23 protein-coding genes are annotated in these 23,335 nt (G+C 71.7%); 15 read left to right on the forward strand and 8 right to left on the reverse strand.

The genetic code is table 11. The annotated features are described in order from the left end of the window. Nucleotides 1–55: 55 nt before the first annotated feature. Nucleotides 56–1,183 carry an NAD(P)-binding domain-containing protein gene (locus ACQP1V_RS34250; RefSeq protein WP_433414459.1) on the reverse strand — a complete coding sequence of 376 codons (1,128 nt, stop codon included), beginning with the start codon at nt 1,181–1,183 and terminating at the stop codon, nt 56–58. Nucleotides 1,184–1,363: 180 nt separating this feature from the next. Here ACQP1V_RS34250 and ACQP1V_RS34255 point away from each other — a divergent pair, with 180 nt between their 5' ends. The 10 genes from ACQP1V_RS34255 to cydB all read left to right on the forward strand — a co-directional run bounded on the left by ACQP1V_RS34255 (nt 1,364) and on the right by cydB (nt 11,822). Then, on the forward strand, nt 1,364–2,122 hold the full coding sequence (locus tag ACQP1V_RS34255; RefSeq protein ID WP_433414461.1) for an MgtC/SapB family protein: 759 nt from the start codon (nt 1,364–1,366) through the stop codon (nt 2,120–2,122). Between the two features lie 185 nt (nt 2,123–2,307). Continuing rightward, nucleotides 2,308–2,889: an RNA polymerase sigma factor gene (locus ACQP1V_RS34260; RefSeq protein ID WP_387417916.1), complete on the forward strand. Its 582-nt coding sequence runs from the start codon at nt 2,308–2,310 to the stop codon at nt 2,887–2,889. A gap of 2 nt (nt 2,890–2,891) precedes the next feature. Then, nucleotides 2,892–3,968 carry an LCP family protein gene (locus ACQP1V_RS34265; protein ID WP_433414463.1) on the forward strand — a complete coding sequence of 359 codons (1,077 nt, stop codon included), beginning with the start codon at nt 2,892–2,894 and terminating at the stop codon, nt 3,966–3,968. 137 nt (nt 3,969–4,105) lie between these two features. Further along, a complete protein-coding gene (locus ACQP1V_RS34270) occupies nt 4,106–5,665 on the forward strand; it encodes an ABC transporter substrate-binding protein (protein WP_433414465.1) in 1,560 nt (519 codons plus the stop codon). Beyond that, complete coding sequence (locus ACQP1V_RS34275; RefSeq protein WP_387417913.1) at nt 5,647–6,645, forward strand: ABC transporter permease; 999 nt, start codon at nt 5,647–5,649, stop codon at nt 6,643–6,645. Before ACQP1V_RS34270 ends, ACQP1V_RS34275 begins: the two co-directional genes overlap by 19 nt. After that, entirely contained in the window at nt 6,645–7,538 is an 894-nt protein-coding gene (locus ACQP1V_RS34280; RefSeq protein WP_387417912.1) for an ABC transporter permease, read from the forward strand. Before ACQP1V_RS34275 ends, ACQP1V_RS34280 begins: the two co-directional genes overlap by 1 nt. Beyond that, the gene (locus tag ACQP1V_RS34285; protein ID WP_433414468.1) at nt 7,535–8,656 is read left to right on the forward strand and encodes an ABC transporter ATP-binding protein; all 1,122 of its coding nucleotides are present in this window, start codon (nt 7,535–7,537) and stop codon (nt 8,654–8,656) included. Before ACQP1V_RS34280 ends, ACQP1V_RS34285 begins: the two co-directional genes overlap by 4 nt. Next, nucleotides 8,643–9,341 carry an ABC transporter ATP-binding protein gene (locus tag ACQP1V_RS34290; protein WP_387417910.1) on the forward strand — a complete coding sequence of 233 codons (699 nt, stop codon included), beginning with the start codon at nt 8,643–8,645 and terminating at the stop codon, nt 9,339–9,341. Before ACQP1V_RS34285 ends, ACQP1V_RS34290 begins: the two co-directional genes overlap by 14 nt. 83 nt (nt 9,342–9,424) lie before the next feature. Beyond that, nucleotides 9,425–10,816 (forward strand): cytochrome ubiquinol oxidase subunit I, encoded by a 1,392-nt coding sequence (locus tag ACQP1V_RS34295; protein WP_433414470.1) that lies wholly within the window; start codon nt 9,425–9,427, stop codon nt 10,814–10,816. 10 nt (nt 10,817–10,826) lie between these two features. Next, entirely contained in the window at nt 10,827–11,822 is a 996-nt protein-coding gene (gene cydB / locus ACQP1V_RS34300; RefSeq protein ID WP_387417908.1) for a cytochrome d ubiquinol oxidase subunit II, read from the forward strand. A 174-nt stretch (nt 11,823–11,996) separates the two neighbouring features. On the opposite strand, the gene ACQP1V_RS34305 is transcribed toward cydB, so the two are convergent. Then, nucleotides 11,997–13,403 (reverse strand): alpha/beta fold hydrolase, encoded by a 1,407-nt coding sequence (locus ACQP1V_RS34305; RefSeq protein ID WP_433414473.1) that lies wholly within the window; start codon nt 13,401–13,403, stop codon nt 11,997–11,999. A 299-nt stretch (nt 13,404–13,702) separates the two neighbouring features. On the opposite strand from ACQP1V_RS34305, the gene ACQP1V_RS34310 reads away from it, so the two are divergent. Then, nucleotides 13,703–14,365, forward strand: a complete 663-nt coding sequence (locus ACQP1V_RS34310) for a response regulator transcription factor (protein WP_433414475.1) — start codon at nt 13,703–13,705, stop codon at nt 14,363–14,365. Further along, nucleotides 14,356–15,606 carry a sensor histidine kinase gene (locus ACQP1V_RS34315; protein WP_433414477.1) on the forward strand — a complete coding sequence of 417 codons (1,251 nt, stop codon included), beginning with the start codon at nt 14,356–14,358 and terminating at the stop codon, nt 15,604–15,606. The genes ACQP1V_RS34310 and ACQP1V_RS34315 overlap by 10 nt, the downstream gene beginning before the upstream one ends. A 78-nt stretch (nt 15,607–15,684) precedes the next feature. Here ACQP1V_RS34315 and ACQP1V_RS34320 read toward each other — a convergent pair whose 3' ends face one another. After that, complete coding sequence (locus ACQP1V_RS34320) at nt 15,685–16,845, reverse strand: MFS transporter (protein ID WP_433414478.1); 1,161 nt, start codon at nt 16,843–16,845, stop codon at nt 15,685–15,687. 231 nt (nt 16,846–17,076) lie between these two features. Here ACQP1V_RS34320 and ACQP1V_RS34325 point away from each other — a divergent pair, with 231 nt between their 5' ends. Both ACQP1V_RS34325 and ACQP1V_RS34330 read left to right on the forward strand, forming a co-directional pair. Beyond that, a complete protein-coding gene (locus tag ACQP1V_RS34325; protein ID WP_433414480.1) occupies nt 17,077–17,370 on the forward strand; it encodes a hypothetical protein in 294 nt (97 codons plus the stop codon). A 31-nt stretch (nt 17,371–17,401) separates the two neighbouring features. After that, on the forward strand, nt 17,402–18,319 hold the full coding sequence (locus tag ACQP1V_RS34330) for a serine hydrolase domain-containing protein (protein WP_433414482.1): 918 nt from the start codon (nt 17,402–17,404) through the stop codon (nt 18,317–18,319). Nucleotides 18,320–18,569: 250 nt separating this feature from the next. Here the strand turns inward: ACQP1V_RS34330 and ACQP1V_RS34335 are convergent, their stop codons facing one another. Both ACQP1V_RS34335 and ACQP1V_RS34340 read right to left on the reverse strand, forming a co-directional pair. Further along, nucleotides 18,570–19,052, reverse strand: a complete 483-nt coding sequence (locus ACQP1V_RS34335; RefSeq protein ID WP_387417904.1) for an inorganic diphosphatase — start codon at nt 19,050–19,052, stop codon at nt 18,570–18,572. A gap of 85 nt (nt 19,053–19,137) precedes the next feature. Then, nucleotides 19,138–20,097, reverse strand: a complete 960-nt coding sequence (locus ACQP1V_RS34340) for a cation diffusion facilitator family transporter (protein WP_433414485.1) — start codon at nt 20,095–20,097, stop codon at nt 19,138–19,140. A 57-nt stretch (nt 20,098–20,154) separates the two neighbouring features. Here ACQP1V_RS34340 and ACQP1V_RS34345 point away from each other — a divergent pair, with 57 nt between their 5' ends. After that, nucleotides 20,155–20,679 carry an ArsR/SmtB family transcription factor gene (locus tag ACQP1V_RS34345; protein WP_433414487.1) on the forward strand — a complete coding sequence of 175 codons (525 nt, stop codon included), beginning with the start codon at nt 20,155–20,157 and terminating at the stop codon, nt 20,677–20,679. A gap of 18 nt (nt 20,680–20,697) precedes the next feature. Here ACQP1V_RS34345 and ACQP1V_RS34350 read toward each other — a convergent pair whose 3' ends face one another. From ACQP1V_RS34350 to ACQP1V_RS34360, 3 genes are read right to left on the reverse strand one after another with little or no spacing between them, the layout of a single operon-like run. Then, nucleotides 20,698–20,826: a hypothetical protein gene (locus ACQP1V_RS34350; protein WP_433414489.1), complete on the reverse strand. Its 129-nt coding sequence runs from the start codon at nt 20,824–20,826 to the stop codon at nt 20,698–20,700. 50 nt (nt 20,827–20,876) lie between these two features. Beyond that, nucleotides 20,877–22,145, reverse strand: coding sequence for an MDR family MFS transporter (locus tag ACQP1V_RS34355; protein ID WP_433414491.1), 1,269 nt, complete (start codon nt 22,143–22,145; stop codon nt 20,877–20,879). After that, complete coding sequence (locus tag ACQP1V_RS34360; protein ID WP_433414493.1) at nt 22,142–23,260, reverse strand: PLP-dependent cysteine synthase family protein; 1,119 nt, start codon at nt 23,258–23,260, stop codon at nt 22,142–22,144. Before ACQP1V_RS34360 ends, ACQP1V_RS34355 begins: the two co-directional genes overlap by 4 nt. Nucleotides 23,261–23,335: the final 75 nt, after the last annotated feature.

Below are 23,335 nucleotides of genomic sequence, written 5' to 3' on the forward strand. Positions count from 1 at the left end.
CCCCCGGCCACCCCGTCGGGACAGGGTCACGCGCCCGCGTGCTGAACCGCCGCTGTCACGCCGTGGGGGCGAGCGGCGCCGCGACCGCGGGCCCGCCGGAGCCACCGGACTCGCCGGAGCCACCGGAGCCGAGGAGCAGCCGGCGGACCTCGCGCGCCACCTCGCGTCCCGCGCGGTTCGCGCCGACCGTGCTGGCGGACGGGCCGTACCCCACCAGGTGGAGCCGGGGCTCGGCGACCACGCGGGTGCCGTCCATCCGGATACCGCCGCCCGGCTCGCGCAGCCGCAACGGCGCGAGGTGGTCGATCGCGGAGCGGAACCCGGTGGCCCAGACGATCACGTCGGCGTCCTCCGTCCGGCCGTCGTCCCACGCCACACCGCCCGGCGTGATCCGCGCGAACATCGGCAGCCGGTTCAACGCGCCCTTGGCCAGGGCTTCGCGTACGACGGTGGTGTAGCCGAGGCCGGTCACGCTGACGACGCTCTGCGGCGGCAGCCCGGCCCGGACGCGCTCCTCCACCAGTGCGACGACGGCCCGTCGCTCCTCGGCGTCGAAGTCGTCCATGCGGAACACCGGCGGGCGGCGGGTCACCCAGAGCGTGGCTTCGGCGACGCCCGCGACCTCGGACAGCACGTGCGCCGCCGAGTTTCCGCCGCCCACCACGACCACGCGCCGCCCGGCGAACTCCTCCGGGCCCCGGTAGTCGACGTAATGGAGCTGCCGGCCCGCGAACGTGGCGGCCCCCGGATAGAACGGCCAGTAGGGGCGGCTCCACGTCCCGGTGGCGTTCACCACCGCGCGCGCCGCCCACTCGCCGCGCGAGCTCGTGACCAGGAGCCGGTCGCCGTCGCGGCGCACGGAGCGGACCTGAACCGGCCGCAGCACCGGCAGCCGCATCTGGGTCTCGTACCGGGCGAAGTACGCGGGGACGACCCGGGCGGCCGGCAGTCCCCCGTCGTCCGGCGGGGACAACCGCGCGCCGGGCAGGTCGAAGATCCCGTGAACCTTGTCCATGGTCAGGGTGGGCGAACGGTGCCGCCATGCCCCGCCCGGTCCGGCGTCCGCGTCCATGATCACGAATTCGATCCCGAACCGGCGCAGGAAGTACGCGGCGGACAGCCCCGCCTGTCCCGCGCCGATGACGACGGCGTCGACCATGGTGCTCACGCCGGTGGTCAACACGCGGAAAGCGTTGTGCCTTCCCTCGTCCGCCGGCCTGCCCGGACGGAGTCGCGGCCTCCTCCTCCGGAACGTCTGGGTCGCAGGCGGCGGGCGGTCGCCTTCACCGGGTCTTGACCAGGACCACGGCATCGTCCGGGTGATCCCCGGATATCCGGCGGTTTCCTGGGTAGGACTGAAAAGATGTTTGTCCTGTCATCTGGTCAAGGCCTCCCCCAGATAGGCGAACTCGCGCTGGCCATCGTGCTGTCCGCGGCCATCGGCCTCGAACGCGAGCTGCGCTTCAAGAACGCCGGCCTGCGCACGCACGCCCTGGTCGGCCTCGGCGCCGCCCTGTTCATGCTGGTCAGCAAATACGGCTTCTTCGACGTCCTCGGCGACAACGTCTCCCTCGACCCGTCGCGGGTCGCGGCCCAGGTCGTCACGGGCATCGGTTTCATCGGCGGCGGGCTCATCTTCGTCCGGCGCGACGCCGTACGCGGGCTCACCACCGCCGCCGTGGTCTGGGTGACAGCGGCGATCGGCATGGCGTGCGGCGCCGGCCTGCCGGTGCTCGCGGTCGCGGTCACCGCCGGGCACTTCCTGGTCATCCTCGGCCTCGGCCTCATCGTGCGCCGCCTCCCCATGCGCGCCGACACCATGTCCCACCTACGCCTCGTCTACCTCGATGGAACCGGCACGCTGCGCGACGCGCTCATGACGTGCACGCGGCGCGGCTTCGCGGTGACCGAGGTCGCCGCGGAGCGGGCCGGCGGCGAGATCCCCGACGCGGGCCGCGCGGACGGGCGCGAGCGCGCCGAGCCCGGCCCGGTGGGCGGGCGCACCGTCGCGGTCACCCTCGGGCTGCTCGGCCGCGGCTCGGTCACCGATCTGACCGCGGAGCTGAGCGAGCTGCCCGCGGTGCTCGCGGTGAGCGCGGGCAACGGCTCGGACCGCGACTGACCGCGACCGGCGGCGCCTGCCCGAACCTCCCGCGTCGCCCCCGGCCGTCCCGGCCGTCCCCGAACGAGCGATCGAGCCCCCGTCCGCACCCGCTCCGGCCCCGCGTGAACCCGGACCCGGCTTCGTGGCGAGACAGGATGTCCCTGTCCCCCATGGAAGGCCGTCCACGTGTCATGGTGCATCCGTTGACCGCACTGCCGGCGAACCCGGTCCGCGACGCGGACCTCATCGGCGAATCCCGGACCGATCCGGAGGCGTTCGCCGCCCTTTTTGATCGCTATTCCAGGATGTTGTACAGATATGTCTCCCAGCGGCTCGGCCCGGAGGTCGCCGAGGACCTGGTCGGCGAGACGTTCCTGATCGCCTTCGCCCGGCGGGACCGCTACGACGCGGCCTATCCCGACGCGCGGCCGTGGCTCTTCGGCATCGTCACCAAACTCGTCTCGCGGCACCGCCGCACCGAGGCCGCCCGCTATCGCGCGCTGCTGCGGAGCCCGGCCGACGACGTGGTCGACTCCCCCGCCGACCGGGTGGCCGCCGGGGTCACCGCCAGGTCCGCCCGCCCGGCGCTCGCCCGCGCCCTGGCCGCGCTGCCCGCGCGTGATCGAGACGTCCTGCTGCTGTTCGCCTGGGGCGACCTGTCGTACGAGGAGGTCGCGCGGGCCCTGGACATCCCGATCGGCACCGTGCGCTCCCGCCTGAATCGGGCCAGGAAGAAGGTCCGCGCCGCTCTCGGCAATACCGACCCGATGCACGAGGAGGCGTGACCATGGACGACCTGAATCTGCTCCGCGACCTCGGCCGCGAGCTGGAGCACGAGCCCCCGGCCTCGCTCGCGCACCAGCGGCGGCGCCTGCTCGACCCGTCCGCCCGGAGCCGGTCCGCGCGCGCCGGGTCCCGCCGTACGCGCACCTGGGCGATGGTCGCCCTGGCGGCCGGGCTCACCGCGGCCGTCGTCACCGTGCCGACCGTGCTGCTCAGCGGATCCGGGACCGGACGCCCCGCCGGCTCCCTCACCGGGGCGGGCGTGGAGGCGCCCACCGGGCCGCTCAACGTGCTGCTGGTCGGGTCGGACACCCGGGCCGGGGACAACAGGAAGTACGGCCAGCACATGGCCGGCGACGGCGCGCGGAGCGACACGCTGGTCCTGGTGCACCTGGCCGCCGACCGGAAGAGCGCCGAGGCGGTGAGCATCCCCCGGGACTCGATGGTCCTAATCCCCGAATGCCGGGCGAGCGACGGCAGGAAGGCCCCCGCCCACTTCGGAATGATCAATTCGGCGTACGCGGATGGCGGGCTCGTCTGCGCCCGCAGGACGATCGAGACGCTGACCGGCGTCCCGGTCGACTACGCGATGGCGATCGACTTCTCCGGGTTCAAGGACATGATCGACGCCCTCGGGGGCGTGGAGATCACCGTGCCGAAGGCGGTCGACGACCACAAGGCGAAGCTGCGCCTGCCCGCCGGCCGGCAGGTGGTCAACGGCGAGGCGGCCCTGGGATACGCCCGGCTCCGCTACGCACTGGGAGACGGGTCCGACCTCATGCGGATCAAGCGCCAGCAGGTGCTGATGCGCGCCATCATCAAGAAGGCCGCGGACCTGCCCGCCGACCCGGTTCGGCTCCCGGCCTTCCTGAAGGCCGTGCAGGCCTCGGTCAAGACCGAGCCCGGGCTGAACGTGGAGGAGATGGTCGCCCTCGCCCGCGGCCTGGCGGGGATGAAGCCGAGCGACACCCGCTTCGTCACGGTCCCGTGGAAGCCCTACCCGGCCGACCCCAACCGCCTCGTCTGGAAGCAGCCGGAGGCTGACCAGTTGTTCAAGCGGATCGCGAGCGACAGCCGGTAACCGGAGCGCCCCGCGGGCCGGACGAGTTCTCCCAGGGGAGCCTCCCGGCCCGCAGGGCGTCACGCGGACTTATCGCAAACTCCTCGCAATTACGGTGAACTTGTAATTACACGCCGCGGCGTTCTACCTTCGGCGTCATGAGAAGCGCCCTGACCCGGCTCGCCCTCGTCGCGACCGTCGGACTGTCCGCCGCCTGCTCGGCCGCCCCCGCCGCAGACCGCCCCGCGAGAACGGACACGTTCGTCGCCGGGCTCGGCTCGGAACCCGACTCGCTGAACCCGGTGCTGGGATACGCCGCGGACGGCGGGTCGCTCATGTTCGACGGCCTGGTCAGCAGGAACGCCGACCTGAGCCTGCGCCCCGTGCTCGCCACGAGCGTGCCGGAGGTCAAGGGGAAGACCGTGTCCTTCACGCTGCGCTCCGGCGTGACCTTCCACAACGGCACCCCGCTGACCAGCAAGGACGTCGCCTACACCTACCGCGCGGTGCTGGACGAGAAGAACGACTCCGCCCTCCGGGGCGACTATGCGGCGATCGAGTCCGTCGAGGCCCCCGACCCGGCGACCGTCGTCTTCCACCTGAAGTACCCCTACGCGCCGATCCTGCAGCGGGCCACGCTGGGCATCGTGCCGGACGGGAGCCTGGAACGTTCCGGCTTCGAAGCCAAGCCGGTCGGCAGCGGGCCGTACCGGTTCGTGTCCCGGACGCCGGGCGACAAGATCGTGATGGAGGCGAACCCGTCCTACTGGGACGGCGCGCCGGCGATCAAGAAGCTCGTGCTGGCGTTCTCCTCCGACGACAACGTCCGGGCCACCCGCATGGCGGCCGGGGAGTTCGACGCGGTCGAGCTGCCGCCCAAGGCCGCCGCGCGGTTCGAGAACACCGACGGTCTGACCGTCCACCGGGTGCCGAGCGCCGACTACCGGGGCGTGATGTTCCCGATGAACGAGCCGGTCACCGGCGACCTCGCCATCCGCAAGGCGGTCAACCTCGCCGTGGACCGGGCCGCCATGGTGAAGACGATCCTCGCCGGGGCCGGCCGTCCCGCCTTCGGACCGATCCCTCCGGATACGACCTGGCACAACCCCGCCGTCGAGGGCTCCCCCGCCGCCGACCAGGCCCAGGCCGTACGGGTGCTTGAGGAGGCCGGTTGGGTCGCGGGAGCCGACGGCGTACGGGCGAAGAAGGGGACGGCCGCGCGGTTCACGCTGATGTACCCCGCCGGCGACTCGCTGCGCAAGGAGCTCGCCCTCGCGGCGGCCTCCGACGCGAAGAAGGTCGGCATCGACATCCGGCCGACCGGCCTGGACTGGGACGCCATCGAGCCGCGCATGAGCAAGGACGCCCTGATGATGGGCATGGGCACGCCGTTCGACCCCGACTACACCAACTTCGAGACGTTCCACTCCCAGTTCGCCGGCAAGGGCTTCTTCAACCCCGGCCACTACAAGTCGCCCGAGGTGGACGCGCTGCTGGAGAAGGGCCGCGCGGAGACCGACCCGGCCGCCCGCAAGGAGGCCTACGACGCCGTGCAGCGGCGCATCCGCGACGACGAGGTCTGGGCGTACCTGGTCTTCCTTGAGCACGTGTACGTCGTGCGCGGCGCGTGGACGGGCGTCGCCCCGAGCGTGGAGGCGCACGAGCACGCGGCCGGCGGCCTGTTCCGCAACCTGGCCGAGTGGAGGCCGGCCGCGTGATCCGCGCGCTCGCCCGGATGGCCGTCTGGCGGCTGGTCTTCGCCGTCCCGCTGCTGCTCGCGGTCACGATCGGCATGTTCGCGCTGGCCAAGGCGTCGCCGTTCGACCCGGTCCGGCAGTATCTCGGCGACCGCGCGCTGACGACGAGTCCCGAGGTCGCCGAGCGGATCCGGGCGAACTGGGGTCTGGACCGCCCGCTCGCCGAGCAGTACCTCACCTGGCTGGGCAACCTGGTCCGCGGCGACCTCGGCGACTCCCGGAGCCTGCACCGGCCGGTCGCCGAGGTGATCGGCGACCGGCTCGGCTGGACGCTGCTCGCGGTCGGCTGCGCCCTCGTGCTGATGCTCGCCGGAAGCCTGGTCGCGGGTGTGCTCGCGGCCTGGCGGCGCGGTTCGTGGCTGGACCGCGTCATCACCGGAACGGCGTACGCGAACGAGGCCGCGCCGGTCTTCTGGACCGGGCTGCTGGTGATCTGGATCTTCGCGGTGAAGCTGCGCTGGCTGCCCTCGGGCGGGCTCACGGACGCCGCCGCGACGACCGTGGAGCCGGGCGACGTGCTGCGGCACATGATCCTGCCGGTGGTGGTGCTGGCGTTCTCCCAGTCGTCCTGGCTGGTGCTGTTCGTGCGCGAGTCGCTGATCGGCACCCTGCGGGAGGACTTCGTCGTCGGCGCCAGGGCGCGCGGGCTGCGCGAGCGCACGGTGATCCTGCGGCACGCGCTGCGCTCGGCGCTGCTGCCGTTCATCACGCTGCTCGGCGCGCGGGTGCCCGAGCTGGTGACCGGGGCGATCCTCGTCGAGTCCGTCTTCTCCTGGCCGGGGGTCGCCTCCGCGTCCGTGCAGGCGGCGCTGTCGGCGGACTTCCCGCTGCTCGCGGCGCTCACGCTACTCGCCACCCTCGCGGTGCTGGTGGGCAGCCTGCTCGCCGACACCGCGTACGTCGTCGCCGACCCGCGCGTGCGGGTTCTGGGGGTGAGCTGATGACGACCGGCACCCGGACGCGTCCCACGGCGGGCGCGCGGGACCGACATGACCGGCGGCGTGACCGGCGACGCCGTGACCGCTCGCGCCGCCTGGCGGCCGCGACCCTCGCCGCGCTCGGGCTGGCCGTGCTGCTGGTCCCGCTGTTCGCCCGCCTCGACCAGAGCCAGGTGGATCTGGCGTCGGCCTCGCTCCCGCCGGGGCTCGCGCATCCGTTCGGCACCGACGATCTGGGCCGCGACGTGCTGCTCCGCGTCGTGTACGGCCTGCGCGTGTCGCTGCTGGTCGGGCTGGTGGCGGCGGCGGTGTCCGCGACGGTCGGCACGCTGGTGGGGCTCGCCGCCGGCACGCTCGGCGGGGCCGCGGACCGGATCCTGATGCGGGTCGTGGACGGCTTCAACTCGGTGCCGCACCTGCTGTTCGGCATCTTCATCGTCGCGCTGTTCTCGCCCGGCGCGACCGCGGTCGTCGTCTCCGTGGGGCTGACCCACTGGATGACCGCGGCGCGGATCGTCCGCTCGGAGGTGCTCACGCTGCGGTCCCGTCCGTTCGTGGACGCCGCGATCTCCGGGGGCTCGGGGCGGGCCAGGATCGTGCTGCGGCACTTCCTGCCCCACCTCGCGCCGCACGTCGCGCTGGCCGCGGTGCTCATGGTCCCGCACGCCGTCTGGCACGAGACCGCGCTGAGCTTCCTCGGGCTGGGACTGCCGCCCCACCTCGCCTCGCTCGGCAACATGATCAACGACGGGGCGCGGTCGCTGCTCGCGGGCGACTGGTGGCCCTCGCTCTTCCCCGGCCTGTTCATCCTCCTGCCGACGCTGGCGATCTCCACCCTCGCCCAGGGCTGGCGGGACCGGACCGACCCCCGGCGACGATCGGAGCTCCAGCTATGACCGCCCCTTCCCGCCTGCGGGTGGACGGCCTCACGGTCCGCTTCCACCTTTCCGGCGCGACCGTCCAGGCCGTCACCGACGCCCGGTTCGAGGTGCGGCAGGGCGAGTGCCTGGCCCTGGTCGGCGAGTCCGGCTGCGGCAAGTCGGTGATGGCACACGCCCTGCTCGGCCTGCTGCCGGGCAACGCCGAGGTCACCGGCTCCGCGTGGCTGGAGTCCGGGGACGGCGCGCCAATCGGTCGGTCACCGCTCCTCGCTCACTCCGCGGACAACCTCGTCCCTCGGTCCCCCACTGCGCTCGCTGCGTCGGGTTCTCTCCCACCCGTGGACCTGGTCGCCGCCCCGGAGGAGGTCCTCGCCCGGTCCGTACGCGGACGCCGGATCGGGCTGGTCCCGCAGAGCCCCGCCACGCATCTCACCCCGGTCCGCACCGCCCGGTCGCAACTGGAGGAGGCGCTGCGGGAGCTCGGCAATCCGGCGAGCGCCGACGACCTGGCCGCGCGGGCCGGGCTGCGCCCGGCCGATCTCGACCGCTACCCGCACGAGCTGTCCGGCGGCATGGCGCAGCGGGTGGCCAACGCGCTCGCGCTGGCCGGCGACCCGTGGCTGATCCTCGCGGACGAGCCCACCAGCGGCCTCGACCGGCCGCTCGTGGACGCCACCATGGCCGAGCTGCGCCGCCTGGCCGACGATGGGCGGGCCGTGCTGCTCATCACGCACGACCTGCGCGCCGCCGAGCAGGTCGCCGACCGCGTCGCCGTCATGTACGCGAGCCGCGTCGTGTCGGTCGCCCCGGCCGCGGCGTTCTTCGCCGGGCCCCGTCATCCGTACGCGGCGGGGCTGCTGGACGCGCTGCCGTCCCGCCGCTTCACGCCCATCCCGGGGCGGCCACCGGAGCTGACCCGGCTGCCTGACGGCTGCGCCTTCCTGCCGCGCTGCGAGCGGGCGTCCGCCGCCTGCGAGCGGGTTCCGGAGCTCGCCGAGCTGCCGGAACCCCCGGTTCCGCAGGGATCCGGAGGCCGCGTCGCGCCCGTCTCAGACCGGCAGGAGGTGGCCTGCCACCATCCCCTGGAGCCCCTGGAACACCCCTTGGAGCTGGACCGCAATGCTGCGCGCTGACGGCGTGACCGTCGCCTACGACCGCCACCGGGTGCTGGACCGGGTGACGATCTCCGTTCCGCCCGGGGAAGTGACGGGACTGGCCGGGCCGAGCGGATGCGGAAAGTCCAGCCTGGCCCGGGTCCTCGCCCTGCTGCTGCGGCCCGCCGCCGGGACGGTCAGCGTGGACGGTGAGGAGGTCCGCCGCTGGCGGCACCGGGCCGCGCCCGCCCTGCGCACGAGGATCGCCCTGATCTTCCAGCAGCCGCGACTCGCCGTCGATCCTCGCTTCACCCTGCTCGACGTCGTCGCCGAGCCGTTGCGTGTGGCGCGGCGGCCGCTCGACCGCGCGGAGCGGCTCGCCGAGGAGATGGGCCTCACCCCGGACCTGCTGACGCGGCGTCCGCACGAGGTGTCCGACGGGCAGCTCCAGCGCGCCTGCGTCGCCCGCGCGCTCACCCTCCGACCGCGCTACGTGATCTGCGACGAGATGACCACCATGCTCGACGCCTCCACACAGGCCCTTCTCGTCGCGCGGCTGGAGGAGTACCGCCGGGAGTCGGGCGCGGGCGTGCTCGCGATCAGCCACGACACCGAGCTGCTCGACCGGTGGTGCGGGCCGGGCTCCACCGTCCACCGATTCGGCCCCGCGGAGCCCGGCCCGGGTCAGGCGGACGCCATGAGCGGCACTTGGACCCGTACGTAGGACCTTCGGATGGATGACAAAGGTCCCTGCCCGGCAAAGGCTTCGTACGGGAACGTTTAGGGGGAAATTAGGAGGAAGCCCCCATGGACGTGCTGGATCTGTCGCGATGGCAGTTCGGGATCACCACCGTCTACCATTTCATCTTCGTTCCGCTGACGATCGGCATGGCCCTACTGGTCGCGTCCATGCAGACCGCCTGGCACCTCAGCGGCAACGAGACCTATCTGCGGATGACCAAGTTCTTCGGGAAGCTCTTCCTGATCAACTTCGCGATGGGGGTGGTCACCGGAATTGTGCAGGAGTTCCAGTTCGGGATGAACTGGAGTGACTACTCCCGCTTCGTGGGTGACATCTTCGGGGCGCCGCTGGCCATGGAGGGCCTGCTGGCGTTCTTCCTCGAATCGACCTTCCTCGGCTTGTGGATCTTCGGCTGGAACCGCCTGTCGCCCCGGTTGCACCTCGCCACGATCTGGCTGGCGGCCGTCGGAACGACACTCTCGGCGTACTTCATCCTGGCCGCCAACTCGTGGATGCAGCACCCCGTCGGCTACCGCATCAACCCGGAGACCAACCGGGCCGAGCTGACCGACATCTGGGCCGTGCTCACCAACTCGACCACGCTGGTGACCTTCCCGCACGTCCTCTTCGGCGCGTTCATCACCGCCGCCGGGTTCCTGATCGGGGTCAGCGCCTGGCATCTCGCCCGCGGCCGTGAGGTTCCGCTGTTCCGCAAGGCGATGCGGATCGGGCTCGCCGTCTCGCTGGCGTCCGGGATCGCCGTGGCGGCGACCGGCGACCTCCAGGCCCGCCTGATGACCGAGCAGCAGCCGATGAAGATGGCCGCCGCCGAGGCCCTGTACGAGACGTCCGCGCCCGCGTCGTTCTCCCTGTTCACCCTCGGAACCCCGGACGGCAGCGAGGAGCTGTGGAGCCTGCGGGTACCGAACGTGCTGTCCTTCATGGCCACCGGCGACCTCAACGGCTCGGTCGAGGGCATCAACGACCTGCAGAAGGAGTACGTCGCCAAGTACGGTCCGGGCGACTACCGGCCGTCCATCCCCGTGACGTACTGGACCTTCCGGTTGATGATCGGGTTCGGCGCGCTGGCGAGCCTGCTCGCCCTGGTCGGCCTCTGGCTGACCAGGAAGGGACGCACCCCGGGCAGCCAGTGGTTCTACCGCGCCGCACTCGCCGCGATGGCGCTGCCGTTCCTCGCGAACGCCGCCGGATGGATCTTCACCGAGATGGGCCGCCAGCCATGGTCGGTGTACGGGGTGCTGCGGACCGCGGCGAGCGTCTCCCCCGGCGTGGACGTGCCCACCGTGGCGATCTCCCTGGCCGCCTTCACCATCGTCTACGCCGTACTGGCCGTGATCACCGCGATCATCATGGCCCGGCACGTCAAGGCGGGACCGCCCGACCTGACGGCGCAGAAGGAAGCCGCCGACCCCACCATCCCCGCCCTGACCTACTGAGGAACACGTCATGGAACTCACCACCGTCTGGTTCGTCCTCATCGGGGTGCTGTGGATCGGCTACTTCGTGCTGGAGGGCTTCGACTTCGGCGTGGGCGTCCTGCTGCCGATCCTCGGCCGGGACAACGTCGACCGCCGCATCATGATCAACGCGATCGGCCCGGTGTGGGACGGCAACGAGGTCTGGCTGCTTGTGGCGGGCGGCGCCACCTTCGCCGCCTTCCCTGAGTGGTACGCCACCCTGTTCAGCGGGTTCTACCTGCCGCTGCTGCTCATCCTGCTGGCGCTCATCATTCGCGGCGTCGCGTTCGAGTTCCGCGGCAAGCACGACTCCGACCGGTGGCGGCGCGGCTGGGACCGGGCCATCTTCTGGGGCTCCCTCCTCCCCGCCTTCCTGTGGGGCGTCGCCTTCGCCAACATCGTCGCCGGGGTGCCGATCAACGCCCAGCACATCTACACCGGGAACCTGTTCACCCTGCTCAACCCGTACGCGCTGCTCGGCGGGCTGGTCACCCTCGGCCTGTTCCTGCTGCACGGGGCGGTCTTCCTGTCGCTGAAGACCGGCGGCGACCTGCGGGCCCGCGCCCGCGCCCTGGCCCTGCGGATCTCCCCCGCCGTCGTCGCGGTCGCCGCGGCGTTCCTGGTGATCACCCAGATCATGCACGGCAAGCCGCTCACCTGGGCCACCACCGCGCTGGCCGCCGGAGCGCTGATCGGCGGGGTCGTCGCCGCGGTCCGCGGCAGGGAGGGGTGGGCGTTCACCGGCACGGCGGTCACGATCGTGCTCGCCACGGCCACGCTCTTCCTCGACCTGTGGCCGAACGTCATGCCGTCCAGCACCTCACCGCTGTACAGCCTCACCGTGACGAACGCCGCCTCCTCGCCGTACACGCTGACGGTGATGACGTGGGTGGCGGCGATCTTCACCCCGGTGGTGCTGGGCTACCAGGCATGGACGTACTGGGTCTTCCGCAAGCGTCTGACCCGTACTCCTATCGCCCAGTGACCGGGGACGGCCTGCGGAAGCAAGGGCCGGGAGACGCCTTCACCGGCCGTCTCCCGGCCTTTCCCCACCTCGTGGGGTGTCGGGCGGCATCGTGAGCAAGGGCAGCCGACTCAAGGCGCACAAGCAGCCTGAAGGCGAAACAACGTCGGTTCGTCGAGCCCCGTGAATCGGTGGTCAGTTCGGGATTGCGCTGCCCGCGCAACCGCTGTCGATCCGGCCCGTTTCGAAGTACTTCGCCACGTCGGCAGCGCACTCGGGAACCCGGGTGGTCGACACGTGTACGTCGTCGGCGACCGTGTAGACGGTGCCGCCGATGGCGCGGCGGGTCTGCAGCGTCCAGTCATAGGCGGACATGAACTCATACACGTGCCCCGCCAGCACCAGTGACCCGCTGCCCCGCTTCACCGTGGGTTCCTGCACCGGCAGCGGCCAGCCGGGACACATGACAGGCGGTCCCCAAGACCGGCCGGTCGCCGGATGGCGCTTCACGAGCTGCTGGTAGGCACGCCACGCGGTGGTGAAATCGGGCCGGCTGCTGTCCTCGTTGCACGCGACCGCCCAGTTCATGGTCATGTTCATCATTTCCGGCGCGCCGGGCACAGGTTCTCCCATCATCTGACCGCCGCTGAACATCTCCTTGACGGTGGGCGGAGCTGTGGTTCCGGTCGCCGTCCGCAGTTCGGCCAGCGCCTTGCCCGCGCGCGGCCACTCGGTCGAATTGCGCTTGGCCAGGTCGGCGACGGCCGAGCCGTCGATGGGACGCTGCAGGTCGGTGTAGGTCGTGGGGCTCTTGTCATAGTCGGTGACCAGCTTCGCCACCTGCTCGCGCACCTGCCGGGCTGTGGCACCGAGACCGTAGGTCTCATTGCGGCGGGCCAGCCATGCGGCCATCCGCCCGAAGTTGCGCTCGGCCGCCTCCGCGCTGCCCTTGGTGTGCCTGACGAGATCGGTCCACGGTGGCGCCACGCTGTCCAGGAAGGCCCGTCCGGTGTGCGCGGGGAACAGACTGCGATGCGCCATGCCCAGAGAGGTGCCCCAGGAGAAGCCGAGCAGGTTGAGCTTGCGCTCACCCAGTGCAGCCCGTACCAGGTCCAGGTCCTTGGCCACGTTGTCGGTGGTGAGCTGTCCGAGGAAGGCGGGGTCAGAGTTCGCGCACTTCTGGTTGGCGGCGACCTGGGCGTCGTAGATCTTCCTGGCCGACTCCTTGGTCAGCGGGCCCGGCTTGTCCGGGCCTCTCGGGCCGGGCTCGCAGGCGACCTTGGTGCTGTAGCCCACCCCGCGGGGGTCGAGGCCGATGACGTCGTATCGCTCGTTGAGCCCCGCCATCTCCTCGTTCCTGAGCGCGGCCCGCAGGACCGGGTCAAGGTATCCGCTGTTGCCCGGCCCGCCCGGCAGAACGGCGATGGCGCCGAGCCGGTGGGCCTCGTCCGTGGCGGCCAGCCGGGTCACCGCGATGTCGATCTCCCGCCCGTCGGAGTCATGGTGGTTCAGCGGGACGCTGACCGTCCCGCACTCCAGGCGCTTCATCAAGGAGCGGAAGGCCGCAACCTTGTCCTCCGTCACGCCCAGGCTGCGGATCACCTCATCGGAGTAGGTCGGGCAGGATGTCCATTGCACGGACGCCGCACCGGAGCTCAAGCGGGAGTTCGCGACAGCGCTTGCGCTCGGGCCGGCCTGCGCGGTCGCGGTCGCGGGGGCGTGGAAACTCAACGCCAGCACCGCTCCTGTCACCCCGGCCATACCGGCCGTTCTTGCACGCCTCATCTTCGACCCTCTCTCCACGCGACTTCAAGGGTGATCACATCTACCGGCCGGCACTTATCGGCGGGCGATCGGCGGACCATATGTGTTCCATATGCGGGCGTTGCGATACTGCCCGGATGCGCGTGCTCTTGGTCGAAGACGAGCAGCCCCTCGCCGGGTACATCGAAGCCGGGCTGCACAAGCACGGCTTCACCGTCGACGTCGCGCTCGACGGCCAGAGCGCGCTGGACAAGTGCGAGATCACCCCGTACGACGTGGTGGTTTTGGACCGGGACCTGCCCGTCGTGCACGGTGACGCGGTGTGCCGCCGACTCGCCCAGCGCGGCGAGTCGCGGGTGCTGATGCTGACCGCGTCCGACGCCGTCGAGGACCGGGTCGGCGGGCTGATGCTGGGCGCGGACGACTACCTGGGCAAGCCGTTCGCGTTCTCCGAACTGGTCGCCCGGGTCCACGCCCTCGTGCGGCGCAGCGCGCCGGCCCGCCCGCCGGTGCTGCGCGCCGCCGGCGTGGCCCTGGATCCGGCCCGGCGTACCGCCGAACGGGACGGGCGGCTGCTGCGGCTGACGCCCAAGGAGTTCGGCGTGCTCGAACGACTGCTGGCCGCCGGCGGTGACGTGGTCAGCGTGGAAACCCTGCTGGACAAGGTGTGGGACGAGCACGCGGACCCGTTCACCAACGCGGTCCGGATCACCGTCGGCACGCTGCGCCGCAAGCTCGGCAACCCGCCGCTGATCGAGACCGTCATCGGCGCCGGCTACCGGATCCGTACATGCGGCTGACCGCCCGCGCCCGGCTCACCCTGCTGCTGACCGCCCGGGCCCGGCTCGCATCGCTGCAGACCGCCCTGGTGCTGGCCGCCGGCGCCGCGCTGACCGGGTTGACCTACCTGCTGATGCCGCGCCGCGCGTTCTTCACCCACCTGGATCTGACCGGCTCTGCCCTGCCGGGCACGCCCCAGCCGATGCCACCGCAGGCCGGGGACCTGCGCGCTCTGGCCGACCGGGTGCAGGCCGACACCCTGTCCGCGCTGCTGACCCAGGCCGGTCTGGCGCTCATCGTGGTGACCACCCTGGCCGCCGTGCTGAGCTGGGTGGTGGCCGGTCGGGTGCTGCGGCCGATCCGCGTGATCTCCTCCACTGCCCGGCGGCTGTCGGCCGAGAACCTCACCGAGCGGGTCCCGGTCACCACCCCTGCCGACGAGCTGTCCGCGTTGGCGCACACGGTCAACGACATGCTGGACCGCATCCAGCGCGGCGTGGCCGAACGGGACCGGATCCTGGACAGCCAGCGGCTGTTCACCGCCAACGCCGCCCACGAGCTGCGTACACCGCTGACCACCGCGCGTACGGCGATCGACGTCACCCTGGACGGACACCCCAGCCGCGCCGAACTGCTCACCATGGCCGGCGACGTCCGCGACGCTGTCGATCACATGCAGCGCGTCCTGGGCGGACTGCTGCTGCTGGCCCGCAGCCAGGCCGGGCTCACCGCACGACAACCGGCCGACCTGGCCGCCATCGTGGCCGCCTCCCTCGACGCCGCCGCGGCGCGGACGGCGGCAGCCGGCCTCACCGTAGGATCCGAGCTCCGGCCGGCGCCGGTCAGCGGCGAACCCGTCCTGCTGGAACGGATGATCGGCAACCTGATCGACAACGCGATCCGCTACAACCAGGCGGGCGGACACCTGGCCGTCGACACCGGCACCGCGGGTGGACGCGCCATACTGCGGATCTCCAACACCGGCCGCTCCATTCCGCCCGAGGAGGTGCAGACGCTGCTGGAACCGTTCGTGCACGGGCAGGGGACCCGCGTCCGCACCGACGGCCTGGGACTGGGACTGTCGATCGTACGCGCGGTCACGCTCGCCCACCGCGGACGGCTCGCGGTCACCACCCGCACCGGCGGCGGCCTCGACATCACCATCGACCTCCCGCACAACCCGATAGCGACGGGCGGCGGCGATCAGGTGCAGCGCCGGCGCAGAGACCTCGACGTTCTCCCGGTCGTCGCCGGTCAGTAACTACTCCACATCTCATCCGACCTCGACGATCCGGGCGCCGATCAGGCGGCTGAAGGGCTGCGCGTCGAGCGCCTGCCATCAGCGGACGGCGGGCGCGCCGCGCCGGGCGGCCCCCGCGGCGAGGCCGAAGACCCCGAGCGCGAGCAGGCCGAGCATCGCCGACGCGGGAGGCAGCGCCGCGCTCGTGAAGACCGACAACAGGACCCCGCCCAGGCCGCCGCCGACCGCCACGCCGATATAGGTGAAGCTGGTGTTCAGCGCGAGCGCCTGCCCGCCGACCGGACCGGCCAGCCGGAGCAGGCGAGCCTGGATCGCCGGGGAGTTCCAGAACGCCGCGCCGCCCCAGACGATGGCCAGCGGGGCCACGATCCACATCGACACCGGACGCATCGGCCACAGGATCGTGAACACCGCCATCACCGCCGCGAACGCGCCGATCCCGCCGATGAGCGTGCGGTCGGGCCCCCACCGGTCCGTGGCGAGCCCGCCCAGCCAGATACCGGCCATGGCCGCGAACCCGGAGGCGGCGAAGATGGCTGCCCGGGCCTCGGTGCCGGCGTCGGCGAGGTCGGTGAGGTACGGCGCGAGATAGGTCAGGAGCATCATCGACCCGGTGATTGTCAGCGCGTTCGCGGTGAGACCGAGCAGGATCGGCTTCGACGTCAGCACGCGCACCTGCTCGCGCAGCGCGACGACGGGGCCGGGCGGCGTGGGCGGCAGCGCCGCCACCAGCACCACCAGCGCCACCAGGCCGCCCACCGCCATCGCCGCGAAAGTCGCGCGCCATCCCCATTGGCCACCGATCCAGGTGCCGAGCGGGACGCCGATCGCGATCGAGCCGGTGACGCCGAGCGCCACGGTGCCGATGAACCTGCCCTGCCGTTCCTCCGGGGCCAGCGCCGCGGCGACGGCGAACAGGGCGGGGGTGGCCATCGCGGCCGCGAGCGCGGCGATCACCCGCAGCCCCAGCAGCAGCGGGAACGATTCGGCGAACGCCGCCACGATGTTGGCGGCGGTGAACGCCGTCAAGGCGATCCCAAATACCGCGCGGCGCGGCCGTCGCGCCAGCGCGACGGCCGCGACCGGTGCCGCCACCGCAACGGCCACCGAGAACGCGGTGACCAGCTGACCTGCGACGCTCTCGCTCACCCCGAGGTCGGCCGCGATCTCTGGAAGCACCCCCGCGATGACGTAGTCATCGGTATAGAAGACGAATGCGGCGAACAATAGACCGAACAACCAGAAAGGCATAACGCAAGATCTTTATCGTGCGTCGTCTCCGCGTGCAAGTTAATTAATCGCCTCCGCCAGGTTCCGGGCCGTCGTGTTCGCTGTACCGGGACGGTAGCGCCGGCTACACCATGATCTTTCCTGCGTGCGGCATGGGATCGGACGCTCTGGATCGAGATTCTTGAGGTGTTCCTGAGAAACGCCCCCGCTCCACCGACCAGGTGGTTTTGAGGAGTAATGGTGTCCGAGCACTTCCAGCCCGCCGCTCGTCCGAACGTCCCGCCCAAGCGTCGCCGGAGGCTGCCGCAGATCGCCGCGGTGACGGTGGCCGGCGCCCTCATCGTGGGCGGCTTGACGGGCTGCGATGTCGATGACGAGGGCGATCCCACGGCGGAGATCGGCGCGGCCAAGAACGAGATCGCCGTGCGGAAGGCGATGCAGGAGCTGGTGAAGGCCGGATTCCCCGGTGTGATGGTCTCCGTCAAGGGCAAGGACGGCAAGACCCGCGACTACGGCCGGGGCCGGCAACCGTGAGACGGGCGAGAGGCCCCCGAAGAACGGGTACATGCGCATCGGCAGCAACACCAAGACGTTCGTCGCCGCGACCGTCCTCCAGCTGGTCGGGGAGGGCAAGGTGAAGCTGGACGAGCCGATCGACACCTACCTGCCGGGCGTCGTCAAAGGACCGGACTACGACGGCAAGAACATCACCGTGCGGAACCTGCTCGGGCACACCAGCGGCATCCCCGACTACACCGAGTTCATGGACACGGACACCGGCAAGGTCCCGACCGGTACCTACACGGACAAGGAACTGCTCAAGCCGGCGCTGGAGCAGAAGGCGGCGTTCCCCATCGGGAAGATGCGGCAGTACAGCAACACCAACTACATCATCGCGGGGATACTCGTCGAAAAGATCACCGGCAAGCCGGTGGGCGAGGCGGTCACCGAGCGGGTCATCGACCGGCTCGGCCTGGAGCAGACCTACTGGCCTGAGCCCGGGGACCGCAACGTCCGCAAGCCGCGTATGGAGGGGTACATCGCGCCGATCGGAGGGGAGCTGAAGAACGCCACCGAGATCGACCCCTCGCTCTCCGGGTCCGCCGGCATGGTGATCTCCACCCCGCGTGACCTCAACCGTTTCTTCGCCGGCCTGGTCGGCGGCAAGGTGGTGCCCGCCGCCCAGCTGAAGGAGATGCAAAAGACCGTCGAATCGCCGAACGAAGAGCCCAACACCGTGTTCGGGCTCGGCCTCGACAAGATCACCCTGTCGTGCGGCACTCTGTGGGGCCACGGCGGCGACATCCACGGTTACGAGACCCGCGGTGGCGTGACCACCGACGGCCGTGAGGTCACGGTGGCCGTCAACGCCCTGCCGGGCTCGATCATCTCCAAGCAGCCCTCGATGGAGGCCATGCAGAAGGACGCCATGAAGAAGGCCATGCAGGTCATGCGCATGGTCGACACGGCCATCTGCAAGTGATGAGACCGTCCACGCCGGTCGCGCGGACGTCCAGCGGCGCGACTCTCAAAGCAAACATGCTTACCCACGCCTTCGGCGAACGCGTGATCTTGAGAGCTTTCCCAGGCTGATAGTTCTCTGGCTGCACGGCCACGAGAGCGAACGAGGACGAGGTTCGGCGAACGTCCGCGGACACGACTCCCTCAGATCGAAGCCTCGGACCTCGATCGAATCGACTCCTTTCGCGTCCGGCGGGGGCGTCCTTCGGTTGTCAGGCTTCGACGCCCCGGGCCTGGGCGTCGGCGACCACGGCCTCGGCCCGCTCGCGACCCTCCCAGCCCCAGGTGTCCACGCTTTTGCCCGGCTCCAGATCCTTGTAGACGTCGAAGAAGTGGGCGATCTCGTTCAGCACGTGCTCGGGGACGTCCTCGCGGTTCTGGAGGCGCTGGTAGCGACTGTCGTCGGCCGGGACGCACAGCACTTTCGCGTCCGGCCCCATCTCGTCGTGCATCCAGAAGACGGCGACCGGGCGGACCCGGATCACGCAGCCGGGAAAGGTCGGCATGTCGCCGAGAACCAGCGCGTCCAGCGGCTCGCCGTCCTCCGCCACGGTGCCGGGCAGGAAGCCGTAGTCGTACGGATAGGACGTCGCGGTGAACAGCATCCGGTCCAGGCGGATCCGCTGCCGGGTGGCGTCCATCTCGTACTTGTTGCGTGAGCCGCGCGGCGTCTCCACCATCACATCGAAACGCACCTCATGCCCCCTTCCCGGGGACGGCCGCTCTCCCAATCGTACGGCTGAGCAGCGCGGACGCTCCGTGACGGCCGAGGCCGGGGGCTTACCGGTGGGCGACCAGCACCGCGTGGTGCTCGACCCCGGCGGGGCCGTCCGGGTCGGCGTGGACGGTGGCGGCCCGCAGCCGGGGCAGGCCGTGGATGAGCCGGTGTTCGGCCTCGACCGCGACCGCGTGCGCCTCGACCAGGGTCAGGCCGGGATCGAGGACGATCTCGACCTCGGCGCGCAGCGCGTGGCCGATCCAGCGCAGCCGCACCGCGCCGACCCGCCGTACACCCGGGACCTCGGCGAGGAGGCGCTCGGCCTCCTCGACCAGGGCCGGATCGACGGCGTCCATGAGGCGGTGCCAGATCTGCCGGGCCGCGTCGCGCAGCACGAAGCAGATCGCGCCCGTGATCAGCAGGCCGACGATCGGGTCGGCGAGCGGCAGGCCCATCGCGACCCCGCCCGCCCCCACCAGCACGGCCAGGGAGGTGTAGCCGTCGGTCCTGGCGTGCAGCCCGTCCGCCACCAGCGCGGCCGAGCCGATCTCCCGGCCGACCCTGATCCGGTAGCGGGCTACCCACTCATTTCCGGCGAACCCGACGAGACCGGCGACGGCCACCCAGCCCGCCGCCCGGATGTCGTGCGGGTCGGCCAGCCGCCGGATCGCCTCGTAGCCCGTGAGCCCGGCGGATGCGGCGATGGCCAGCACGATGAACACGCCGGCCAGGTCCTCGGCCCGGCCGTAGCCGTACGTGAAGCGCCGGGTCGCCGCGCGCCGCCCCAGCCAGAAGGCGATCCCGAGCGGGAGCGCGGTCAGGGCGTCGGCGACGTTGTGCAGGGTGTCACCCAGCAGCGCGACCGACCCGGAGAACGCCACGACCACCGCCTGGACGACGGCGGTCACCGCCAGCACCGCGAACGAGACGGCGAGGGCCCGCATCCCGCGGGCGCTCGACTCCAGGGCCGCGTCGGTCTTGGCGGCGCTGTCGTGCGTGTGCGGCACCATGACGTGGCGCATCCGGGCCGCCCACGCCCCGAACCGTCCGCCGCCCGCTCCGTCCCGAGCCCCGTGCCCGTGCCCGTGCCCGTGCCCATGCTCGTGACCGTGGCCCTGATCCGGCCCGCGCCGGGTGACGTGGGCATGGCCGGAGGGGTGGCCGTGGTGGTGATCCTGACCCTGGTGCGGCTCGGACATGAGTGCCTCGCTTGCGTCGGACGGCTCTCCGGCCGACTATATGTATTCATGTACGCACGCGACAACGAATCAGGTACGACCATGTCGCAGGAGCAACCCGACCGCGCCCGGGTGGAGGCGGCGGTCGCCGCGTTCCGCATGCTCAGTGACGCGACCCGGCTGCGCCTGATGTGGCTGCTGGCCTCCGGGGAGTACGACGTCTCGTCGCTGTCGCGGATGGTGGCCGTGGCGCGCCCCTCGGTCTCCCAGCACCTCGCCAAGCTGCGCATGGCCGGGCTGGTGCGCACCCGCAGGGACGGCCGCCGCGTCCTCTACCGGGCGACGGACACGCACGTCCGCACGCTCATCGCCGAGGCGCTCTCCCACGCTGATCACGAGGTGTCCGGGACGCCGCGCCACGAGTGAGCCCCCGGGCTCCGGCCGTCATCGACGCGAACGCCCGCCGGCGAAGGTGAGCGCCGCGTCGGCCAGCGTCAGCGCGGCGGCCAGGTACGGCAGGCGGGCCGCGCCCCCTCCGAGCGCGAGGGCTCCCAGCCCGCCCGACAACGACACGGCCAGGTAGCCGCCACCCCGCCCCGCGTGCCCGAGGAGCCCGCGGCTCCCTAGCTCACCGGTTCCTCGCTCAGGCGGCCGGGGGGCGGCGCGGGCCGGAGCCGCCCGGCACGGTCGAGCCGCCGTATCGCGTACGCCGAGGCGAGCCCGGCGGCCAGCAGGAGCAGCCACGGCAGCGCAGGGACGCCGTGGGCCGCCCCCACGTCGATGGCCCAGCCGCTGGCCAGGTTGCCGAGCAGGATGCCGACCCCCGAGAAGGCGTTGTAGAGCCCGTAGTAGGTGCCCGTCAGCTCCGGCCTCCCCAGGGTCGAGATCATCGCCATCTCGAACGGGAAGATCAGCATCCCCGCGGCGGTGAGCAGGATCGCACTGAGCACCGCGGGCGCCGCCCCCAGCCCGTACGGCAGGCGCTCGGGCTGGGCGGCGAACTGGCTCGCGAGCAGCACGGGCACGAAGGCCGCGCCCATGACCGCGAGCCCGCGCGCGATGGCCTGCTCCGGCCGCCACCGGCGCGAGGCGAAGGCGGTCAGCCGGACCTGCCCGGCCACCGCGAGCAGCGCGGTGAAGGTGTACATCACGGCGATCGCGGCCTGGCCCCCGCCCGCGCGCCCCAGCTCCAGTGGGAGCCCCAGATAGACCTGGTACGAGAGCGCGTACGACACGAACATGGCCGCCGAGAACGCCACGAACGGCCGGTTCGCGAGCACCTCCTTCCAGTCGGCGGGCACCGGCCGGCCCGTGCCCTGCGCCGTACCCTGCCGCGAGGGCAGCCTGCGGGCCTGCAGCAGCGTCAGCACCGCGAAGACGACCGAGGCGGCCAGGCAGGCGAGCCGGAAGTCGACCGCGACGAGCAGCACGCCGACCAGCGGCCCGGCCAGGATCCCCGCCTGGTAGAAGACGTTGAACAGGGCGAACGCCTCGACCTTCCGCTCCCCCGCCTCGACCGCGATGTAGGCGCGGACCGCCGGGTTGAACAGCGCCCCGGCGAGGCCGGTCAGCACCGAGGCGACGATGAGCGCGGGCACCGACGTCGAGACGCCGAACAGGGCGAACCCCACGGTGCGCAGCGCGCACCCCGCCATGATCAGCGGCTTGTAGCCGTACCGGTCGCACAGGGTGCCGCCGATCGGGAACATGCCCTGCTGGCTGAGGTTGCGCAGGCCGAGCAGCAGCCCGGTCAGCCAGACGGCCAGCCCGAGCCGCCCCGACAGGTGGTCGGCCAGGTACGGCACGAGCATGTAGAAGCCCAGGTTGATGCCGAACTGGTTGACCATGAGGAGCCGCACGGCCGGACCGAACGACGTGAACCGCGCTCTCATACGGCGGCTCCCAGCGGGTCGACCACGGTCGAGCAGCGGGTCCATCGGGCGACCTCCCGCTCGGCCGGGTGGGAGATCTCGTCCGGATCGTCGGCCGGGACGACGCCGAGCAGGCCGTTGGCCGCGCAGTATTCGTCGTCGAAGACCGTGTTCCAGTACCGCCAGGGGCCGTCGGGGAAGACAGCCACGATCGCGGTCCCCTTCGGCGAGGTCCTGGCCACCCAGTCGGCGACCATGGCGACCGCGCCCGCGCTCCACCCGCCGGTGGCGTAGTGCGCGGCGGCGAGCGCCCGGCAGGTGTGCACCGCCTCCGCCGGGTTGACCCAGTGGACCTCGGAGAACGCCGCGTAGTCGACGTTCCGTGGATGGATGCTGCTGCCGAGCCCGCGCATCAGCCGCGACCGGGCGGGCTGCCCGAAGATCGTCGAGCCGATCGTGTCCACCCCGACCAGCGAGACGTCCGGGAAGGTATGGCGCAGCGCCCGGAGGATTCCCGCGCTGTGCCCTCCCGTACCCACCGAGCAGACGAGGACGTCGATCAGCGGGAGCTGCGCCACCAGCTCGGCGGCGAGCGTGGCGTAGGCCGCCACATTGTCCGGGTTGTCGTACTGGTTCGGGCAGTAGGCGTCGGGCAGCTCGGCGAGCAGCCGCCGGACCCGCTCCTTGCGCGCCTCCTGCCATCCGCCGGTCGGGTGCGGCTCGGTCACGATCTCCAGGCGGGCGCCGTACGCCCGGAGCAGCCGCGCCATGAGCGGCTCCAGACCGGGGTCGGCGACGAGCGTGACCGGGTGACCGTGGACGATGCCGGCCAGCGCCAGGCCGAGCCCGAGCGTGCCGCTGGTCGACTCGACGATCGTGCCGCCGGGGACCAGCTCGCCGCGCCGCCGGGCGCAGCGCACCATGTTGAGCGCCGGACGGTCCTTGATACCGCCCGGATTGAACCCTTCCAGCTTCGCCCAGAAGCCCCGCCCCGGAGCCGGGCCACGCGCGGGGATCCAGGTGACCGGCGTGTCGCCGACCCGGACGTGCGTGTGGACGTGCGACGGGACGTACGGCTGCCGCACCGGCGCGAAGCCGTCGAACGCGGGCAGCGTGGAACTGACGAGAGAATTCACTGTTGACCAACCCACCAAAGGTCCGCGGCGCCCCCTCCCGGGGCACCGGATGACGTCGTCTGCGCTTCCCCGCGC

This window comes from Microtetraspora malaysiensis (genome assembly GCF_050947145.1).
GTDB lineage: Bacteria > Actinomycetota > Actinomycetes > Streptosporangiales > Streptosporangiaceae > Microtetraspora_A > Microtetraspora_A malaysiensis.

Bases quoted from the DNA above. Each gene is read 5' to 3' on its own strand.
- ACQP1V_RS34295 (WP_433414470.1), top strand. From the start codon at position 9,425: ATGGACGTGCTGGATCTGTCGCGATGGCAGTTCGGGATCACCACCGTC.
- cydB (WP_387417908.1), top strand. From the start codon at position 10,827: ATGGAACTCACCACCGTCTGGTTCGTCCTCATCGGGGTGCTGTGGATC.
- ACQP1V_RS34255 (WP_433414461.1), top strand. From the start codon at position 1,364: ATGTTTGTCCTGTCATCTGGTCAAGGCCTCCCCCAGATAGGCGAACTC.
- ACQP1V_RS34310 (WP_433414475.1), top strand. From the start codon at position 13,703: ATGCGCGTGCTCTTGGTCGAAGACGAGCAGCCCCTCGCCGGGTACATC.
- ACQP1V_RS34340 (WP_433414485.1), bottom strand. From the start codon at position 20,097: ATGCGCCACGTCATGGTGCCGCACACGCACGACAGCGCCGCCAAGACC.
- ACQP1V_RS34330 (WP_433414482.1), top strand. From the start codon at position 17,402: ATGCGCATCGGCAGCAACACCAAGACGTTCGTCGCCGCGACCGTCCTC.
- ACQP1V_RS34265 (WP_433414463.1), top strand. From the start codon at position 2,892: ATGGACGACCTGAATCTGCTCCGCGACCTCGGCCGCGAGCTGGAGCAC.
- ACQP1V_RS34355 (WP_433414491.1), bottom strand. From the start codon at position 22,145: ATGAGAGCGCGGTTCACGTCGTTCGGTCCGGCCGTGCGGCTCCTCATG.
- ACQP1V_RS34280 (WP_387417912.1), top strand. From the start codon at position 6,645: ATGACGACCGGCACCCGGACGCGTCCCACGGCGGGCGCGCGGGACCGA.
- ACQP1V_RS34315 (WP_433414477.1), top strand. From the start codon at position 14,356: ATGCGGCTGACCGCCCGCGCCCGGCTCACCCTGCTGCTGACCGCCCGG.
- ACQP1V_RS34290 (WP_387417910.1), top strand. From the start codon at position 8,643: ATGCTGCGCGCTGACGGCGTGACCGTCGCCTACGACCGCCACCGGGTG.
- ACQP1V_RS34270 (WP_433414465.1), top strand. From the start codon at position 4,106: ATGAGAAGCGCCCTGACCCGGCTCGCCCTCGTCGCGACCGTCGGACTG.
- ACQP1V_RS34285 (WP_433414468.1), top strand. From the start codon at position 7,535: ATGACCGCCCCTTCCCGCCTGCGGGTGGACGGCCTCACGGTCCGCTTC.